General features: G+C 61.0%; 1 protein-coding gene. It reads left to right on the top strand.

Going from position 1 to position 259, the window contains the following annotated elements:
* The coding region (locus AK963_RS34635) for a hypothetical protein (RefSeq protein ID WP_202969993.1) at nt 1–259 on the top strand (259 nt) is incomplete at both ends.

The raw sequence follows: 259 nt of genomic DNA on the forward strand, positions 1-259 counted from the left end.
GAACCCAGTGCCATGACCCTGGAACGGCTGGATACGGCACACGCTTGCATCAGCAAACGCAGCATGGTGGATATGGGGGATATGGCACTTTACGCCTCGCCGGATGGGTTGGTGCGTATCGCTGGCGGTCGGGCGGACCTGATGACCCGCAACATCATCAACCCGGAGGACTGGCGGGAACGGTTCCAGCCGGACACCATCCACGGCTGTTTCCACGATGGCCGGTACTTTGGCTTCTATGGCGACAGTGTTGACGGCG

Origin of the sequence: Endozoicomonas atrinae (assembly GCF_001647025.1) — a bacterium.
In the GTDB taxonomy this organism is placed as follows: domain Bacteria; phylum Pseudomonadota; class Gammaproteobacteria; order Pseudomonadales; family Endozoicomonadaceae; genus Endozoicomonas; species Endozoicomonas atrinae.